Source organism: Sphingomonas sp. BK036 (assembly GCF_004216825.1).
Lineage (GTDB): Bacteria > Pseudomonadota > Alphaproteobacteria > Sphingomonadales > Sphingomonadaceae > Sphingomonas.
The window spans coordinates 1,273,733-1,288,818 of record NZ_SGXR01000003.1; the positions used below are offsets into that span (position 1 = coordinate 1,273,733).

General features: G+C 70.7%; 15 protein-coding genes and 1 pseudogene. 2 read left to right on the plus strand and 14 right to left on the minus strand.

The window, feature by feature from the left end; translation table 11 throughout:
- Positions 1–155: 155 nt before the first annotated feature.
- Together EV283_RS06065 and EV283_RS06070 are read right to left on the minus strand one after the other, a co-directional pair.
- A pseudogene (locus tag EV283_RS06065) lies at positions 156–419 on the minus strand (S4 domain-containing protein); the annotation flags it as partial.
- Positions 412–2,904 carry a helicase-related protein gene (locus EV283_RS06070; RefSeq protein WP_130323460.1) on the minus strand — a complete coding sequence of 831 codons (2,493 nt, stop codon included), beginning with the start codon at positions 2,902–2,904 and terminating at the stop codon, positions 412–414. The gene EV283_RS06070 and the pseudogene EV283_RS06065, both read right to left, overlap by 8 nt.
- Positions 2,905–3,059: 155 nt before the next feature.
- On the opposite strand from EV283_RS06070, the gene EV283_RS06075 reads away from it, so the two are divergent.
- Positions 3,060–3,404 carry a hypothetical protein gene (locus EV283_RS06075; protein ID WP_130323462.1) on the plus strand — a complete coding sequence of 115 codons (345 nt, stop codon included), beginning with the start codon at positions 3,060–3,062 and terminating at the stop codon, positions 3,402–3,404.
- Between the two features lie 146 nt (positions 3,405–3,550).
- Here EV283_RS06075 and pyrC read toward each other — a convergent pair whose 3' ends face one another.
- Positions 3,551–4,588, minus strand: coding sequence for a dihydroorotase (pyrC, locus tag EV283_RS06080; RefSeq protein WP_130323464.1), 1,038 nt, complete (start codon positions 4,586–4,588; stop codon positions 3,551–3,553).
- 81 nt (positions 4,589–4,669) lie between these two features.
- Here pyrC and EV283_RS06085 point away from each other — a divergent pair, with 81 nt between their 5' ends.
- Positions 4,670–5,413 carry a folate-binding protein gene (locus EV283_RS06085; RefSeq protein WP_242615803.1) on the plus strand — a complete coding sequence of 248 codons (744 nt, stop codon included), beginning with the start codon at positions 4,670–4,672 and terminating at the stop codon, positions 5,411–5,413.
- A gap of 397 nt (positions 5,414–5,810) precedes the next feature.
- Here EV283_RS06085 and EV283_RS06090 read toward each other — a convergent pair whose 3' ends face one another.
- The 11 genes from EV283_RS06090 to EV283_RS06135 all read right to left on the minus strand — a co-directional run bounded on the left by EV283_RS06090 (position 5,811) and on the right by EV283_RS06135 (position 15,085).
- Complete coding sequence (locus EV283_RS06090; protein ID WP_130323466.1) at positions 5,811–6,932, minus strand: OmpA family protein; 1,122 nt, start codon at positions 6,930–6,932, stop codon at positions 5,811–5,813.
- Positions 6,933–7,051: 119 nt separating this feature from the next.
- Entirely contained in the window at positions 7,052–7,555 is a 504-nt protein-coding gene (locus tag EV283_RS06095; protein WP_130323468.1) for a DUF2793 domain-containing protein, read from the minus strand.
- A 22-nt stretch (positions 7,556–7,577) separates the two neighbouring features.
- Positions 7,578–9,425: a phage tail protein gene (locus EV283_RS06100; RefSeq protein WP_242615804.1), complete on the minus strand. Its 1,848-nt coding sequence runs from the start codon at positions 9,423–9,425 to the stop codon at positions 7,578–7,580.
- A 90-nt stretch (positions 9,426–9,515) separates the two neighbouring features.
- Complete coding sequence (locus tag EV283_RS19395; RefSeq protein ID WP_242615805.1) at positions 9,516–9,734, minus strand: hypothetical protein; 219 nt, start codon at positions 9,732–9,734, stop codon at positions 9,516–9,518.
- 1 nt (position 9,735) lies between these two features.
- Positions 9,736–10,083: a C40 family peptidase gene (locus tag EV283_RS06105; protein ID WP_242615806.1), complete on the minus strand. Its 348-nt coding sequence runs from the start codon at positions 10,081–10,083 to the stop codon at positions 9,736–9,738.
- Between the two features lie 20 nt (positions 10,084–10,103).
- Positions 10,104–10,907, minus strand: a complete 804-nt coding sequence (locus EV283_RS06110) for a DUF2163 domain-containing protein (protein WP_130323472.1) — start codon at positions 10,905–10,907, stop codon at positions 10,104–10,106.
- Between the two features lie 195 nt (positions 10,908–11,102).
- Entirely contained in the window at positions 11,103–13,376 is a 2,274-nt protein-coding gene (locus EV283_RS06115) for a DUF2460 domain-containing protein (RefSeq protein WP_130323474.1), read from the minus strand.
- A gap of 117 nt (positions 13,377–13,493) precedes the next feature.
- Positions 13,494–14,042: a tail tape measure protein gene (locus EV283_RS06120; RefSeq protein WP_207223057.1), complete on the minus strand. Its 549-nt coding sequence runs from the start codon at positions 14,040–14,042 to the stop codon at positions 13,494–13,496.
- A complete protein-coding gene (locus EV283_RS06125; RefSeq protein WP_130323478.1) occupies positions 14,032–14,223 on the minus strand; it encodes a phage tail assembly chaperone in 192 nt (63 codons plus the stop codon). Before EV283_RS06125 ends, EV283_RS06120 begins: the two co-directional genes overlap by 11 nt.
- Entirely contained in the window at positions 14,220–14,534 is a 315-nt protein-coding gene (locus EV283_RS06130) for a gene transfer agent family protein (RefSeq protein WP_130323480.1), read from the minus strand. The genes EV283_RS06125 and EV283_RS06130 overlap by 4 nt, the downstream gene beginning before the upstream one ends.
- A gap of 143 nt (positions 14,535–14,677) precedes the next feature.
- Positions 14,678–15,085 carry a phage major tail protein, TP901-1 family gene (locus tag EV283_RS06135; RefSeq protein ID WP_130323482.1) on the minus strand — a complete coding sequence of 136 codons (408 nt, stop codon included), beginning with the start codon at positions 15,083–15,085 and terminating at the stop codon, positions 14,678–14,680.
- Position 15,086 lies beyond the last annotated feature (1 nt).

Below are 15,086 nucleotides of genomic sequence, written 5' to 3' on the forward strand. Positions count from 1 at the left end.
CCCCCCCTCCACCGTCATCCTGACGAAAGTCAGGACCCAGAGTTGCGAAGGGCTGCCCGGCTTGGCTCTGGGTCCTGACTTTCGTCAGGATGACGGATGTCCGCGTCCAGCATTCCCTGCGCAGGATCGCGCACCGCCCCGGCAGGCGTGCTGCCCGCGACCAGATCCTGATAGCAGGCCTGCGCCTCCGGAGCCGGTCCGCGGCGCGTCGGCAGTGCCTCCACACGAATGACGCGAACCTGGTCGTACGCCGCAAAGGTCAGCACGTTGCCGATCCGCACCGGGCAATGCGCCCGGTCGATCGGACGCCCGTCGATGCGCAGGCGCCCCTTCTCGGCGATCGCCTGCGCCGCGCTGCGGGTCTTGGCGAGCCGCACGAACCACAGGAACCGGTCGATCCGCATCGCGCCTTCACCCATGGCGAACCAGTGCGGCAAGCCCGGCAAACGCGTTCTGCCGCGACGGATCGATCGCCACCGGCGGCGCCGGGCGCGCCGGCGGACGCCCGCGCCACACCCAGCGCGGCGTGTCGCCCGCCAGCGCCTTGAACCCGAGTTCGGCCATCAACCGCTCGAGCGACGCCGGATCGACCCCGATCGAGGTGGCCAGCGCCGGATCGGGCGCGAACGGCGTGCGCCCCTGCCGCGAATCATGCGCGGCGCGCGCGATCCGCTCGATCAGGTCGACCCGCACCGCCTGCAGCCCGAGCGGGCGGAACCCCGCATCGAGCGTCGCGCCGTCGCTGCCGCGCGCGAGCACGGTCGCCCCGTCGCGTGGCGCCGCGATCACGCCCCCCCGCGCCGCCGCCAGCACCCGCCGCCAGCGCGCCGATTCGGGCTTGAGCAACCGCGCATCGAACAGGTCGAGCGCGCCGATCGTGATGCCGGTCTTGCGCAGCCGCTTGCGCGCGTCGGGATCGATCGCGTCGAGCGCCAGCCGCATCGGCAGCCGCGGCAGGATCCCGCCGGCCTCCTCGATCGCGCTCGCCACCGCGCGCAACGCTGGCGTCGCGGTCGCGTCGCGGCTCGTCTCGGCAAGCTCGACCAGCACCGCCACCCGCCGCTTGAGCATCGTCGCGAGCCACCGCACCAGCCGCGCCTCGATCCGCTCGCGCGCCGCTTTGTCGAGACAGTCGAGCGACCGATCGAGGATCAGCCTGGGCCGCGCAAACGATGGCCCCGCCCCCAGCTTCGCCACCGGATGCCCCGCCCAGACGATCTGCGCGGCATCGTCGAGCGCGATATCGGCATCGGCCGCATCGACCAGCGCCTGCCCGCGCCGCGATCGCTCGCCCGTCAGGCGCTTTTCCGCCGCCGCGAGCAGCAGCCTTTTGTCGCTCGCGCGCGCATCCGCCGCCACGGTGAATCGGAACCCGTCGAGCCGGCCGATCGGATGATCCTCGACCATCACCTCGCCCTCGGGCCCAATCACCACGGGCAGCGCCCCCGCATCCGCGCCGATCTGCCGCATCAGCGCGGTCGTGCGCTTGTCGACGAAGCGCTGAGTCAGGCTGGCATGCAGCGCATCCGACAGCCTCTCCTCGAGCGCCGCGGTCCGCGCCGCCCACAAGGTCGGCTCGGCCAGCCAGTCCGCACGCTGCGCGATATACGCCCAGATCCGCGTCGCCGCGATCCGCCCCGCGATTACCGGCACGTCGCCTGCGACCGTATCGAGCCGCGCGATCTCGTCGGCGAACCACTGGTGCGGAATATGCCCGCGCCCCTCGCTCAGATGCCCGAACACCCGCGAGACGAAGCGCGCATGCGGATCGAGGCCCACCTTGCGGAAATCGGGCACGCCGCACGCCGCCCACAACCGCGCGACCATCGCCGGATGTCGCGCGCGCTCGCGCACCCAGCCTTCCTCGGCAAGCCGCTTGAGCACGCCGAGATCGAGTGACTGCGGCGCGGCGCGCAACACACCCGCGGGCGGGCGCGCCTCGAGGCTCGCGACCAGCGCGTCGATGCTCGCGAAGTCGGGCGCGCCCTGCCGCCAGTACAGATTCTCGAGCCGCGGAAACCGGTGCTCCTCGATCGCCAGCACCTCTTCGGGCAGGAACGCGCCCGGCCCGTCATCGGACAGCGCGCCGAACGTGCCGTCGCGCTGGTGCCGCCCCGCGCGCCCCGCAATCTGCGCCATCTCCGCCACCGTCAGGCGCCGCTGCCGCTTGCCGTCGAACTTGTTGAGGCTGGCGAACGCGACATGCGCGACGTCCATGTTGAGCCCCATCCCGATCGCGTCGGTGGCGACCAGATAATCGACCTCGCCCGCCTGGAACATCGCGACCTGCGCATTGCGCGTCCGCGGCGATAGCGCACCCATGACGACCGCAGCGCCGCCGCGCAGCCGCCGCAGCATCTCGGCGACCGCATAGACTTCCTCGGCCGAGAAGGCGACGATCGCCGATCGCTTGGGCAACCGGCTGATCTTCTTGGCGCCTGCATAGGTCAGCGTCGAAAAGCGCGGCCGGTTGACGATCTCCGCCTTGGGCACCAGCGCCTTGATCATCGGCCGCAACGCCTCCGACCCCAGGATCATCGTCTCCTCTCTGCCGCGCGCGCGCAGCAAGCGGTCGGTGAAGACATGGCCGCGCTCGGGATCCGCGCCGAGCTGCGCTTCGTCGAGACCGACAAAGGCAACGTCGCGGTCGGGCATCGATTCCGCGGTGCACAGGAACCAGCGCGCATCGGGCGGGACGATCTTCTCCTCGCCGGTGACCAGCGCGACGCGGTTCGCCCCCTTGATCGCGACGACGCGGTCATACACTTCGCGCGCCAGCAATCGTAGCGGAAAACCGATCATCCCGCTGGAATGTGCGCACATCCGCTCGATCGCGAGGTGCGTCTTGCCCGTGTTGGTCGGCCCCAGGACCGCGGTGATACCACCGGACGCGTCGTCGCTCATGACAGACAACATCGGGGGTAAACCGCGCCGGTGCAATGACCTGTACGCAATTGCCTGATCGGCGGTCGCCCGATTGGCGCTACTCGGCGCGCGTGGCTCCCCGCGGACATCGCCAGATGCGTTGACCGCCCCGCCGGGCGCGCTACGTCGGGGGAATGGCAAAACCCGACCGCCTCGCCCGTCTCGACGCCCAGCGTGAGGACCTCGAAACCGAATACCGCGACACGCTCGTCGCCGCGCTGGAAAAGACCGCGGCGGGTGCGCTCGGCCTGTTCGACCGCAGCACGGACCGCCGCGTCCGCGCCGCGATCGCCCCGACGATCGATTCGCTCGCCGAGATGGGCGCCGACATCGCCGCAATGCGCGAGCGCCTGATGATGGAGCCGTTCACACTCCACCGCGACTTCTTCGCCGCGCGCGGCCCGGTCAAGGCCAGCGCGGTCGGCGAACAAAAGGAAGCGCGCTTGTGGCTAGACCGGCTCAACACGCCGCCGTCCTGACGACCCACACAGTCACCCCGACGCCCCGCGCCGTCACCCCGAAACCCACGCCGCCGTCCCGACGACCCACGCCGTCATCCTGACGAAAGTCAGGATGACGGTAGGGCTTAGGAGGACCGGTAGGAGGGCAGGGTGACAGACCCGGATTACCCCTCGAACCGCCACCCGGCATTCGTCCCGGCGAGAAACGGCACCACCGCGGTCTCGCCCGTACCGATCGACGCGGGCACTTCGACATCGTCGCGCACCAGCGTCATGCTGCCCTCATTGAGCGGCAGCCCGTAGAAGCGCGCGCCATGCTCGGAGGCGAACCCCTCGAACTTGTCGAGCGCGCCTTCCTCGTCGAACACGCGCACATACGCCTCCAGCGCGAACGGCGCGTTGAAGATCCCCGCGCAACCACAGCCGGATTCCTTCGCGCCGACGACATGCGGCGCGCTGTCCGTCCCCAGGAAAAACCGCGGCGACCCCGACACCGCCGCCTGCCGCACCGCAAGCCGGTGCTTTTCGCGCTTGAGCACCGGCAGGCAATAAGCGTGCGGCCGCAGCCCCCCGTCGAACAGCGCGTTGCGGTTGATCAGCAGGTGCTGCGGCGTGATCGTCGCCGCGATCGGGTGGTCCGCCTCGGCGACGAACGCCGCCGCCTCCGCGGTCGTGATATGCTCCAGCACGATCTTCAGCCCCGGATAGTCGCGCACCAGCGGCGTCAGCACGCGCTCGACGAACACCGCCTCGCGGTCGAAGATGTCGATCGACTTGTCGGTCACCTCGCCATGGATCAGCAGCGGCATGCCGATCCGCTGCATCGTCTCCAGCACCCCGGTCAGCGCGCGGATGTCGGTGACGCCGTGCGCCGAATTGGTCGTCGCATGCGCGGGGTAGAGCTTGCACGCGGTGAACACGCCCTCGGCATGGCCGCGTTCGAGCTCGGCCGGATCGGTACCGTCGGTCAGATAGCACGTCATCAGCGGCGTGAAGGTCGCCCCCTCGCCAAGCGCCGCCATGATCCGCTGCCGATACGCCGTGGCCGCCTCGATCGAGGTCACTGGCGGCGTCAGATTGGGCATGATGATCGCGCGTGCGAACTGCCGCGCGGTATGCTGCGCCACCGCCTCCAGCATCGCGCCATCGCGCAGGTGGACATGCCAGTCGTCGGGGCGGCGGATCGTGAGGCGGTCGGTCATGCCGCCCTCCTATCGGCGCGCAGCCGGCGGCGCCAGACGCGCGGTGCTTGGAAATCGCGACACACGCACTAGGTGGTGGGGATGGACCAGCATATTCCCGGAACGATGCTCGCGGACCGCAGCGTGATCCGCGTCGCAGGCGAAGACGTGCGCGGCTTCCTGCAGGGGTTGGTCACCGCCGACACCGCGCTGCTAACCCCCGACGCGCCCGCCTGGTCCGCTTTGCTGTCGCCGCAAGGCAAGGTGCTGTTCGATTTCATCCTCTGGGCGGACGGCGACGACGTGTTGATCGACGCCGAGGCGACGCAGGCCGAGGCACTGACGAAGCGTCTCTCGCTCTACCGCCTGCGCCGCAAGATAACGCTCCAGCCGGACGACACGAAAGTCCACTGGTCCCCGACCGGCGACCGGGGCGTTCCCGACCCACGTCTTGCATCGCTCGGCAGGCGCTGGCTCGCCCCGGCGAGCGAACCGGCGACCGACTGGCATACGCACCGCCTGTCGCTCGGCGTGTGCGAAGGCGTAGCCGAACTCGGCGCGGGCGAGACGTTGTGGCTCGAATGCAACGCGCGCGAACTGGGCGGCGTCAGCTTCACCAAGGGCTGTTATGTCGGGCAAGAGAACACTGCTAGGATGCACCACCGTTCGAAGGTCAACCGCCGCCTCGTCGTCGCGCCCTTTACCGAGCCGAGCAACCGCACCCGCACCACCTATCCCGAACGCGCCCTGATGATCGAACTCCGCCGCGTCGAGGCGCTCGGCGACGCGCTCATCCCGACCTGGCTCGCCGCGGCTTTGGCAGAGAGCGACCCAAGCGCGGCATAGCCGCTGCACTTCGCCCACAAGTAGATATCACGCGAAAGCGCGAAGGGGCAAAGATGGTGCGCTCGCGCCAGCGTCCGAATCCAATCCACGACCACGCACGCCAGTGCTCCACGATATCTGGAAGCCGGGCAACGCCGCGCCGCCAAAGCTATCTTCGCGCCTTCACGTGAGCCCATCTACGGTTCGGAAAATCGATGCCGCCGGCAGGGCGGGTGTGCTTCCCCCCGAACGGACCGTCTCCGCGCCTCCGCGCCTCTGCGCGAACCCATCACCGCCGCACAGCACGCTCCCCCCGCGAAAAGCCGCGGACAGCAGACAAAAGAAAAGGGAGGCCGGCTTGCACCGACCTCCCCGATCTTCATTCCGTAGCCGATCCGAGGATCGACTGGCGAAAGTCTTACTGGCCCGAACCCGGACCGTAGGTGACTTCCACGCGACGGTTCTGCACTTCGCGAACGCCATCGGCGGTCTCGACGCGCGGACGGCTCTCGCCGAATGCTTCCGTCGAAATCACGCTGTCCGGGATGGCATGCGAAGACAGATATGCCTTCACGCCATCTGCGCGGCGCTGCGACAGACCGACGTTGTACGAAGCCGAACCCGACTTGTCCGCGTGACCTGCGAGCATGACCTGTGCGTTGCCGCACGACTGGTACTGCGTGATCGCGTTGTCGAGGATCGACGCTGCCTCTGGCGTGATGTCCGACTTGTCCCATTCGAAGAACACGATGAACGGACCAGGCGAGCAGACGACTTCAACCGGCGCCGGGGGCGGCGGGGGAGGAGGCGGCGGCGGCGGCGGCGGGGGCGGCGGCGGGGGAGGTGCAGCCGGCTCGCCGAAGTTGTACGTCACACCACCAAGGATGCTGTGCGATCGATAACGACCGTCGAACACGCGGTTCGAAACGTCGACCAGCTTGACGTTCTCAGCGTTGAAGAAGCGATACTTCAGCGTTGCGTCGATGTGGTCGGTCAGCGGTGCACGGATACCGGCCAGGCCCTGATACGCGAACACGGTGTCCGAGTCGTTCAGGAAGTCGCCGTTGTTGTTGAGTGCGTACTGCGCCTTGACGCGAGCAACACCGACACCACCGCCGACAAAGCCCTGGATGCCATCGTCCGGACCGAAGTCCAGAAGGCCGTTCAGCATGAAGCTGAGCGCCGACGACGAACCACCAGCATAGTCGTAGTTACCAGCGTTTGCGTTGCCGCGGACGCCGGTTGCGCCGAATACCGGCGTGGTCGTGGTCGACGAATAGCCGTCCACGGTTGCCTTGCGGTAGCCGACTTCGGTTTCGAGGCGGAAACCGCCAAAGTCGTAGCCCATTACGGCGTCGACATCGTAACCATAGTCATGATCGACCGAACCGGCATTGTTCAATGCGCCGATATCATAGTCGATGTCTTCAACGATCATCGCACCGCCTTCGACGCCTACGTACCACGACTTGTCGCGGGCGAGGGCGGGAGTGGCGAGTGCGGTGGAGGCGAGTGCCAGAACGACGGCAAGCTTCCGCATACTAATCCCCTTTCATGAGTGTCACACGGACATCGCAAACTCCCTATCCTCGGGCTTGTTTCCACGCAAGCTGACAAAAGTTAGAGGTGTTGCTGGAACGACACAGTTTTTGGGGTGTTTCAGCCGCCAATCAGCCCGTGACCCCGTAAAGTGCCCAATATGGCGCCAATTGCGGCCCGCGCCTGGCTATCGACGACGGTGCCGCCGGTCGGGTCGGGAATCGCCGCACGCCGCGCGCCGACCACGTCGACTCCGCCGATCGACACGCGAGTCCCGGCCAGCACGCCCAGCGTCCACGCGCCCCCGCCGAACCGCATCGGCTGCCCGTCGGCGATGCTCCACACCGTCATCCCCTCGCGCGGGGCGACGAACCGCCACCCGCCACTCGTCCACCCCGCGATCGCCCGCGCCTGCCCGGTCCAGCCGCCGGTCGGCGCGGTGCCGACGATCCAGGCGTTCCCCGCGACCGGCGCGCCCGGCGGCGTATTGGTTCCCGCGGTCAGCACGCTCGCCTGTACCGTCAGGTCGAGCAGCGCGAGCGCCTCGTTGTGAGTCGTTTCCTTCTGCGCCTGGCCAGGCTGCAGCAACGGCAATGCCAGCCGCGATGTGCGTTCGTCGCTCATAATTCGTTCCCCCGTTGGTGAATCACGCCGGTACGATCAGGTCCGCCGCCAGCGACTCGCCGAACACGCCGCGCTGCCGCACCGTCACGACAGCACCTTCCGCCCGCTCGGCCGCGCTCACCGACACCATCGGCGCGGCGACCTCGACGTCGCGCGTGCCCGCCGGCGTCGAGACGGTCACCCGGTAGGCCTCACTTTCCTCGGCAAGCGGCGAGTCGACTCCGTCGATCCACCGCCACCCCGCCCGGCTGCGCCGGGTCCAGCGCACCGTCGCACTCCCGTCCGCCTCGCCCGCGCACACCAGATGCACCGGCGACGGCGGCACCACCGATGCACCCGCCATCAGGCACCGCGTCTCGGCCGGCGTCGAGTCGCCCACCCCCGACGCCATCACCCGCACCGTCCGACCCAGTACCGACACCGGCAGGTCGAACGTCCGCGCCGCATCCGCCTCGATCAGCACGAACCGGTCGCCGATCGCCTGCGCGCCCGCCGCCGCCTCGCTCCCCCGCCGCCCGCGCAGCAACTCGCTCAACCGCCACCGCGTAGCCCCCAGCGGTTCCGCCCGCCCGAACTGCACCAGCTCGTCGCCCAGCAACGCCAGGTTGACGCCGCGGTCGAGCGCCGCGGCATCCGCATCGCGCAGCTCCATGTCGGCCTGCGCCAGGATCACCTCGAACGCGCCGCGCAGATCGACCAGCGTCGTCGGCGGTCCCGGCGCCACCACCGCGATCGTCCCCAGCACCGCGGGCGCCGCCGTCGCCCCCGCCGCGACCCAGCTCACCCCGTCGTCGATGCTGTAGAGCAGCGCCGCCTGCCGCCACGCCGCGCCCGTGCCCGTGCCGGCGGCGACCACCGTCATCCGCGGCGCGCTCAACGCCGCATCGTCCAGCCCCGCCACCTCGAATGCGTGCAGGATCGTCGCGCCGATCACCGCATCGACCGCGCCCGACACGCGCCCGCTCGTCGCGCTGGCGGGCAGCGACGCGGGTACCAGCGGCACCAGCCCGAGCGTCGTCACCATCCCCTCGATGCTGCTATCCGCCACCCGCCAGACGCCGCTCTCCCCCGCGATGCTCACGCAGGCACCGGGCGCTATTCCCATCGCCGCAAACCCAGCCGCGAGCGTCCTGCGCACGCGCCCGGCTTCGGCCCGCGCCAGCATCGCCTCCGCCACCGTCTTGGCCGCCCCCGCCTCCAGCACCGCGGGCACCTCGACCGATACGTCGCGCAGGCCCGCCCCCGGCCGACGCGCGCGCTGCACGCCCGCCTGGTAATCGCGCGCCGCATCATAATAGCCGACGCTCACCGTCCGCGGCACCGTCTCGATTGCCGCCACCGCACGCGCCCGCCGGCCACCCGTCTTCCCCGACGCCGCAAACCCCTCATCGGCCACCACGACGGTCGCCGCAGCCGCATCGCGCATCACCAGCCCCGCACCCGATGGCGCAAACCAGGCCCCGCCGGCCTCCCCCAGCATCGCCAGCACCGCGCCGACGCTCCCGCCGGCCGCAGCAAACCCGCCCACCGCCAGCGCCGTCGTCCCCGACACCTCCGCCGCCAGCGCGCGGGCTATCGTCGACACCAGTACTATTCCGTCGTCGGCGATCACCTCGAACGTCAGCGACGGGATCCGGTTGCCGAAATCCGCCAGCTGCAACATCTCGAACACCGCATAGGCCGATCCCCGATAGGCGGGCGTCGCCGCGCCCTCCGCCGACGCGATCAGCGGGTCGACCGCCTGGTCCTCGCCGCCCAGATGCAACCGGAACCCCGTCGAAGTCTTGAAGTCGCCCGCCGCCCCGCGCAGCAGCTTGCCCTCCGCCCAGATTCGCCCCACCCCCAGCACCGCGCGCGCCGACAGCAGCACCGCGAACGACGCCGCATAGGAATAGGTCGAGACGCTCGGCTGCCCCTTGCCCGACCGGGACGTCGCGCGGGATTCGATCAGGTCGGTCGCTCAGATCACCGTCCCCGCCACGCGCATCGTCCCGAACAGCTTGGGGATCTGGCTGCCATAGGAGGATGTCTGCACCGCCAGCTCGACCAGCCTCGGCCCCTCCCGCCGCGCCGGCGCGAACACCGTGTGATCCACCGCCTGCCCGATCAGCGCGCCGATCGCGCCGCCGATCGGCCCGCCCACCGCGCTCCCCACCGCGGTCAGTACCAAGGTCGCCATGTCACACCCCCATCCGCCAGACCCCGATCAGCGGCCAGGGCGGCAGCCCCGGTCGCTCCACCACGCGCCGCAGCGCCGCATCGGCATGCACGAACCCCGCCGCCGTCCGGATCCCGAGATGCCCCTGCCCCGGCCCCGTCGCCATCAGCAGCACGTCGCCGGGCGCCGCGGTCCCCACGCGCACCAGCACCCGGTCAAGCACCCCCCAGTCGCCGCCGCGCAGGCCATATCCGGTCGGCACCGCGCCCGCGTAACCGCCCGCCCGCAGCGCGAGCGCGACCAGCCCGACGCAATCGAGTCCGTCCGCCCCCCGCCCATGCAGCCGAAACCGCGTGCCAACGGCCCGCAACGCAGCATCCGCCACCGCACTCACGCGCCGGGATACCGCGTGAGCAGGTCGATCCCCGGCAGATGCGGCTCCCCGCGAAAATTCACCGCGTTGCCAAACCGCCCCGCGCACGTCGCCAGGCTCTTGTCACACCCCTCGACCAGCTCGACCAGCACGCCCGCCTCGACCACGAACGCAGGCGCCGCGCGCAACGTAACCGTCATCCCGTCCCCTCGCGCAACGGCACTTTCCAGCCCGCAATTCGCGCCGGCGAACCAGCGCAACAGCCCGCCGCCAAGTCCCGCCGCGCTGGCATCGAGCGTCACCCGCGCGCCCGCACACGCGACCACCCGCGCGAACCTGCGCCGCGCCGCCATCGCCACCCGGCACCGCCGATCGCCCAGCTCCGCGCGACATTCCGGCGACGTCGCCTCCACCACCGGCCGCTCCAGCGCCGCGCTTGACCCGCGCAGCTCGGCGGTGAACCCCGCCTCCCCCAGCTCGACCGCGCCGATGATCCCCTCGCCCAGCGCGACGCGCGCGCCGGGGTCGGTCCAGTCCACTGCGAACAGCACCACCCGCGCCCCATCCCACCGCCCCCCAAGCAGGTCGCGCTCACCGATCACGGCCGAGGTCAGCGCCCCCGCGACGTCCATCGTATCCGCCTCCAGCCCGTCCGACCGCTGGATCGCCGATGGAGTCATCCCCGGCGCCGCCCGGTGCACCAGCCCCGCCACCACCAGGTCGCGATCATGCGCGGTCAGCCCCACCGTCACCCCGTCACGCCGCTCGATCCGCCAGCACAGCGCAACCGTCGCACGCTCACCCTCAAGAAACATCGCCATCTCCTAAAACCCCTCTCCCCCCAGGGGAGAGGGAGGGGCCCACGCGCCCTTGCGCGTGGGAGGGTGAGGGCAAGAGGCTCGGAACGCGCACCCCAAGACCCCCTCTCCCCCACGGGAAGAGGGAGGGGCCCACGCGCCCTTGCGCGTGGGAGGGTGAGGGGCGTGAGGCTCGGAACGCGCACCCCACGCGCCGCATCACCCCTCACGCACCTCGATCAACGGCACCGAAGCCGCCATCCCCGCCAAAAACGTCGCCCGCGCCACGCTCAACCGATCCTCGGCAAACCGCACCGGCACATCGAACGTGAACCCCGCGGTCACCACAGCGCCGACGGCCGGCGCCACGTCCAGCACCACCCAGCCGCCCGCCTCGACCGAGAACGCCGACGTGGCGATGCCGTCCACCGCCACCACGACGCTTCCCGCGACCGGCCGCGTGATCCGCCGCTCGGCCGCGCCATAGGATTTCACCAGCGCGAACCGCCGCGCCACGCCGTCGCCGACCCCCACGACCTCGCCCGCCGCGGCAAAGTCGAACGGGTCGCGCAACCGGAACCCCCGCGCCGCGCCCATCCGCGCACGGAAGAACGCGAGCAGCACGCCGATATCCGCCTCGCTGCGCAGTCCCGGCCCGACGTCGTACGAGGTCCGCGCCTCCGCCCAGCCCGCATTGCGCGCCTCGCGCCCCCCGGCACTCGTCAGGATCGTGGTCGAAAATCCCGGCGCCACCTCGGCCTCGCGCCCCAGCTCGAGCGGGAACAGCACGTCGTCGAACGCATCCACGGCCTCGTCTCCCATCGTATCGAAATGCACGAACCCGTCGCGCATCACCTGGGGCAGCGCCCACAGGAAGGTCTCCGCCACGCCGCGCGCGCGCGCCGCCTCGGCCGCCGCCTCGATCAGCCCCCACTGCGCCGCCTGATCGGGCCGCAACACGAACCCGGACAGGTAATGCTGCCGGTCGACCGGATAGCCGAGCCGCGCGAACGCCATCGCCACCCCCTCGGCAGACGATGCGGAATCGCCCGCGGTCACCCAGTCGTAATCCTCCAGCTGCAGCACGTCGAACGCCGGGCTCGCCCATCCCAGCGGCATGTTCGCGCGCTTGGCCTCGGGCGCGGCCGCATCCAGCACGGTCGGCAGATAGGTCAGCAGATGCGTGACGCAGCCCGGCGCCTGCGCGCGCGCCGCCGCCACCAGCGCCGCGGTCGACGCAGCTAGGCACGCGCCCGCCGCATCCAGCGTCGCAATCCTTGCCGGCGTCTTCGGCCCCGCGATGCTCCCAATCGCCACCGGCGCGAACGCCGCCACCGCGCTCGCGTCATAAAGACAGGGCCGCCCGTCGGGCATGATCCACCACCACGGCTCGCCCACTTGGAACCTCGGCGCCAGCCCCGCCGCCACCGCGATCCCTAGGAACGCGCGCGCCACCGCCTGCAGATACGCCATCGCCCCGCCATGCGCGGGCGACAGCAGCGTCGATGGCGGCTCCCAACCGGTCAGCGCCGGCGCGCCGTCCGCCGCGCGCTGCTTCCAGTCGTTCCAGCAATGCGCGTCGAACAGCTCGTAGCTCAGCGACCAGATCACGGCATAGCCAAGCACGCCCGCGCGCGCCGCGAAATCGCGATGCCACGCCGCGCAGGCCGCGTTCAGCACGCCCCCCGCCGCCGACACGTAGAACCCGCCGCCCACCTGCTCGAGCCGGAAATAATGGCTCATCCCGACATAATGCGTGATGCTCCCGCGATAGCCGAGATGCAGCGCGGTACGCAGCAACCGCGCGGGCGTCAGGTTATAGCTGTCGTCATACCCGCCCGCGATCCGGAACCCGTGCTCGGGCACGACGGTATCGCCGATCGCCAGCACCGCGCCCGCCCCCTCGCAGACGATACCGGTCCACTCGACCCACCCCTCGCGCGGCGCGGCCAGCGGCACGTCCGCCCCCGAATAGTCGGGCGGCACCACCGACACGAACATCCGGTCGATATCCCCCGCCCACACCGGATCGCCGTCCTCGGGCAGGTCGAACCCGCCGACCATCGCGCCGAAATCGAGCGACACGACCGCATCCTCGGGCGACCCCACCGCATAATTCCACAGCCGCACATACCAGGACCGCGCGACCCCCGCTTCGTCGCGCGCCTCGATCGTCAGCGTCGGGCCATTGATCGCATCCAGCGCCATCACCCCACCCGACCGCCACCGAAACCGCAGCCGGCACGCGCGAAAATCCCGCGACGTCTCGTATGCGAGCAAAGGATGATCGAACCGGTCCTCCGCCGCCCAGATCACGCCCGCAAGATCGTCCGCCTTGTAGAACACCGCATCCACCCGCAGCGCATCCGGCGCGGTGGAGACGACGCACGCCATCATCGGCCGCGGAAAATCCACCGTCCAGAACCGCGGATCGAACCGGGACACCACCCCCTCGACCTGCACCGTCCGCGCCGAACACAGCCACTGCGCCATCACCGCCTCCTACCTGTAACTTCCCCTCTCCCTCCGGGGAGAGGGAGGGGCCCGCGCGCCCTTGCGCGTGGGAGGGTGAGGGCACGAGGCTCGAAACCCGCGCCAAGCCCTCCCCCCCTACCCGACCGCCAACGCCGCCTTCACCGCCCGCGCCACCTGCCGCCCCGACTGCGCCAGCACCCCCGGCGCGCTCCCCCCGCCAGCATGCACCGTGATCGCCACCCGCACCTCGCGAACGCCGCCGCCGCCCCCCGTCTCGACCCGCCCGCTGCTCGACGGCACGAACATCTCCGGCCCGCGCTCGCCCACGACATAGGCGCGCCCCGGCGACACCGGCCCACCGGTCGCCCGCCCCGGCAACCCGCCAACCAGCCCCGCCAGCGCGCCACTCACGCCCCCGCCGCTGAGTACCGACTGCACCCCCGCCTTCAGCGCCGCCGCCGCGATCGCATCCAGCGCCGACAGCGCGACCCCCTTCAGCTCCTCGAACCCCAGCTTGCCCGAGCGCACCGCGCGCAGCAGCCCCGCCTCCAGCCGCAGCGCCGCACGCTCGGCCCCCGCGCCCAGCACGTCCTCCAGCTCGCCGCGCATCGCCGCCACGTCGCGCGCAAAGCCCGTCGTGTCCGCCCGCACGCTCACCAGCGCGGTGTCCAGATCATCCATCAGGAAAAGCCCCCCTCAACCGCGCGATCGTCGACGCATCGGGCGGGACCGTCACGTCCCCCACCAACGCGCCGACGATCGCCGCCAATTCCGCGGGCGTCGCGCCCCAGAACAACTCGGGCGTCCACCCCAGCACCGCCCCCGCAAACCCCGCCAGCCGCGCGGCGCTGTCGCAGAACGTCACGTCCCCGCCAGGATCTGCCGCAGCAGCACGCGCAGCACCGGCGTCGCCGCGGCCAGCCCCGCCTCCACCACCGCCTCGCCGAGCCGATCGCGCGTGATCCCCTCGGGGGCTGCGTGCAGGCAATGCCAGAACAGCCCTACCATCTCGCCGATCCCGAGATTGCCCTCCGCCGCACGCTCCACCAGCGCGAACAACGACCCCAGTTCCCCCTCCGCCGCCACCAGCGCGGCAAAGCTCGGCCGCAGGACAAGCCTCTCCCCCGCGACCCGAAGGGACGCCTCCCCCCGAACCGCATTCGCCAGATCCGTCATAAAATGTCCTTCCTGATTCCCTCGCCCCCACGGGGAGAGGGAGGGGCCCGCGCGCGCTTGCACGTGGGAGGGTGAGGGGCGTGAGGCGCGCAACGCGCGCAACGCCAACCCCAGCACACGCCCCCCTCAAAAAACGCGCCCCGCTAAGCCACCACCACCGCCCCCGAACTCTCCAGGCTCAGCGTGTAGGATCGCTCCCCGTTGAAATCCCCGGCATAGTCGAGCCGCGACACCAGGAACTTGCCCGTCATCGTATCGCCGCCCTCGAACGCCAGCCGATAATCGTCGAGCACGCCGCTCAGCGCGCTGGCCTTCACGCGCAGCTCCGCCGCCGAGCCGGTGAACACCCCCGCGCCCGACACCGACACGCTGCGCACCCCCGCGCCCGACAGCAATTGCCGCCACCCGCCCGAATCCTTCGTCGTGACGACGATCGCCTCGCCGTTCACCGACATCTGCGTCGTCCGCAGCCCGGCGACCGTGGCATAGACCAGCGTCGCCGCGCCGTTCCCCACCTTCAGCAGGAACGCACTCCCCTTCTCCACCGCCATG

Bases quoted from the DNA above. Each gene is read 5' to 3' on its own strand.
- EV283_RS06070 (WP_130323460.1), bottom strand. From the start codon at position 2,904: ATGAGCGACGACGCGTCCGGTGGTATCACCGCGGTCCTGGGGCCGACC.
- EV283_RS06075 (WP_130323462.1), top strand. From the start codon at position 3,060: ATGGCAAAACCCGACCGCCTCGCCCGTCTCGACGCCCAGCGTGAGGAC.
- pyrC (WP_130323464.1), bottom strand. From the start codon at position 4,588: ATGACCGACCGCCTCACGATCCGCCGCCCCGACGACTGGCATGTCCAC.
- EV283_RS06085 (WP_242615803.1), top strand. From the start codon at position 4,670: ATGGACCAGCATATTCCCGGAACGATGCTCGCGGACCGCAGCGTGATC.
- EV283_RS06090 (WP_130323466.1), bottom strand. From the start codon at position 6,932: ATGCGGAAGCTTGCCGTCGTTCTGGCACTCGCCTCCACCGCACTCGCC.
- EV283_RS06095 (WP_130323468.1), bottom strand. From the start codon at position 7,555: ATGAGCGACGAACGCACATCGCGGCTGGCATTGCCGTTGCTGCAGCCT.
- EV283_RS19395 (WP_242615805.1), bottom strand. From the start codon at position 9,734: ATGGCGACCTTGGTACTGACCGCGGTGGGGAGCGCGGTGGGCGGGCCG.
- EV283_RS06110 (WP_130323472.1), bottom strand. From the start codon at position 10,907: ATGGCGATGTTTCTTGAGGGTGAGCGTGCGACGGTTGCGCTGTGCTGG.
- EV283_RS06115 (WP_130323474.1), bottom strand. From the start codon at position 13,376: ATGGCGCAGTGGCTGTGTTCGGCGCGGACGGTGCAGGTCGAGGGGGTG.
- EV283_RS06130 (WP_130323480.1), bottom strand. From the start codon at position 14,534: ATGACGGATCTGGCGAATGCGGTTCGGGGGGAGGCGTCCCTTCGGGTC.
- EV283_RS06135 (WP_130323482.1), bottom strand. From the start codon at position 15,085: ATGGCGGTGGAGAAGGGGAGTGCGTTCCTGCTGAAGGTGGGGAACGGC.